Source organism: Microcoleus sp. BM001215392, from assembly GCF_036700185.1.
Classification (GTDB): domain Bacteria; phylum Cyanobacteriota; class Cyanobacteriia; order Cyanobacteriales; family Microcoleaceae; genus Microcoleus.
In genome coordinates this window covers 11,555-13,776 of sequence record NZ_JAUBOJ010000185.1, presented here as the reverse complement: position 1 = coordinate 13,776, position 2,222 = coordinate 11,555, and the positions used below count along the sequence as shown (strand labels likewise).

General features: G+C 49.1%; 1 protein-coding gene and 2 pseudogenes. All 3 read left to right on the top strand.

The genetic code is table 11. From position 1 onward, the window contains the following. The first annotated feature begins 98 nt into the window (after nt 1–98). Nucleotides 99–1,124, top strand: a complete 1,026-nt coding sequence (locus QT974_RS19335; RefSeq protein ID WP_333470052.1) for an ABC transporter permease — start codon at nt 99–101, stop codon at nt 1,122–1,124. A 109-nt stretch (nt 1,125–1,233) separates the two neighbouring features. After that, nucleotides 1,234–1,713: pseudogene (locus QT974_RS19330) on the top strand (Uma2 family endonuclease); the annotation flags it as partial. Between the two features lie 102 nt (nt 1,714–1,815). Continuing rightward, nucleotides 1,816–2,222, top strand: a pseudogene (locus tag QT974_RS19325) (hypothetical protein); the annotation flags it as partial.

The following is a 2,222-nucleotide window of genomic DNA, read 5'->3' as shown; positions in this document are numbered from 1 at the left end:
CAACTGCCAACTGTCAACTGCCAACTGCCAACTGTCAACTGCCAACTGCCAACTGTCAACTGTCAACTGTCAACTGTCAACTGTCAACTGCAAATCCTATGTCTCGTTCCAAAGCCCTGCAATCTTATATTTTTGTCCGCTTGCTGCTCGCACCGCTAATGTTGTGGACAATCACCACAGCAGTATTTTTGTTACTGCGGGCCACTCCGGGCGACCCCATAGATGCCATTCTCGGCTCCCGAGCTCCCGCAGCCGCCAAAGCAGCAATGCGAACCCAACTCGGTCTCGACGCGCCCCTGTGGCAGCAATATCTCAAATACATGAAAGACTTGCTGGGCTTCGACTTGGGAACCTCCATCACCACTCGCGGACAAACCGTGTGGCAAATTATCGGAGACTATTTCCCCGCTACAGTCGAATTAGCAGTTTGTAGCATGGCCATAGCTTTAATTGTCGGCATCAGTATCGGTTCCCTCGCAGCATCCCGCCCCAACACTATTTTCGATGCAGCAGGCCGTTTATTTGGGATTATTACTTACTCGCTACCGGCTTTTTGGGCCGGCATGGTTTTGCAGTTGATTTTCGCGGTACAGTTGGGCTGGTTTCCGTTGGGAACTCGCTTTCCGGTGACATTAGGAGCCCCCCAAGGCTACACGGGACTGTACACTGTAGACAGTCTCTTGAGTGCTAACCCCGGTCAGTTTCTCACAAGTTTGCATTATTTGGCACTCCCGAGTTTGACGCTGGGCATTCTTTTGAGTGGCATTTTTGAGCGAATTGTCAGGGTGAATCTCAAGCAAACTTTGCAAGCAGATTATGTCGAAGCAGCCCGAGCTCGCGGAATTCCTGAATTGCAGATTTTATGGGCTCACGCTCTCAAAAATGCCATGATTCCGGTAATTACTGTCTTGGGACTGACTTTTGCTGCACTGTTGGGCGGTGCTATTTTAACTGAGGTTACTTTTTCTTGGCCGGGGCTGGCAAATCGCCTTTACGAAGCAATTAGTTTGCGGGATTATCCAACTGTTCAAGGTATTGTGGTATTTTTTGCTGGAATTGTGGTAATTGCTAGCATTGTAATTGATGTTTTAAATGCTTACATTGACCCGCGAATTCGGTACTAAATAGTTGGTTGGCAGTTGGCAGTTGGCAGTTGTTAGTTGTGGGTTGTCATCAGTCAACAGTTAACAGTCAACAGTCAACAGTCAACAGTCATATCAACAAGTAAAATTATTTGCAGGACTGATACACAAAAAAATGAAAACACAGGGAACCGGTTATGCTACAGCGATCGTACTTATTCAAAAATTGCTGGAAAAGCTGTTAGGAGATGACGTTTTGCTGCGGGTGCAGCTTCCAATTCAGTTAGGCGACGCCCAACCAAAACCGTCGATCGCAGTTGTGATGCCAGACGTACTACGCTATGCTGACCGCCATCCCATCGCCTCGGAAATATATCTGCTGATCTTCATAGCCGATGGTACGCTTCAAAATGACTGCGAGACTCAAGGACACATCTATGCTCGATCGCGGATTGATGATTTTTGGGTGCTAGATATCAACGAACGCCAGCTTCATGTATTTCGAGAACCCTCAGACGACGGGTACAGGAGTCAAATGATTCTGTCAGAGGATTCGACTGTGGCACTCTCAGCTTTTTCTAAGTGTACTTTCTGCGTGCGCGAGATGTTGCAGCCACTGGCTGCCGATTAAGAGGGATTTGTCAAAAAGATCGATCGGCTTTCAGAATGAGGACACTTAGCAATTTATAAGCAATACTGGAGCAAATAAAATACAACATTTCAGGAAGTGCTGATGAGATTATTGCGCCTTGCAGCCACTCTATCGGCTGCCTTGACTCCCCTGATGGCCCAAGCTGCCTTTAGCCGTCCCATGCCCGGAACAGCCCAGTTTCCCAGGGCCTCAAACCCGCGAGTCGTCGTGCCGGTTTGCTTCATCGAAACCCCAAGCGGTACAACTTTTGATTTAGTCAGCTTGTGCGGTACTAACGCTGCTCCCCAAAAAACGGCTCCCGCAGCCGGAAATCCAGCCAATGCTCCTGGAAATAACCCCAATACAGCTAATCCAGCAGCCCCCCCGAACCCCAACACCGTCACCAGAGATGCTGCCGGCGCCCCGATAACTACTCCTGCTGGTACCGCAAATCCCGCAAATCCCGCAAATCCCGCAAATCCCGCAAATCCCGCAAATCCCGCAAATCC

Coding starts and splice junctions, on each gene's coding strand:
- QT974_RS19335 (WP_333470052.1), top strand. CDS start 99: ATGTCTCGTTCCAAAGCCCTGCAATCTTATATTTTTGTCCGCTTGCTG.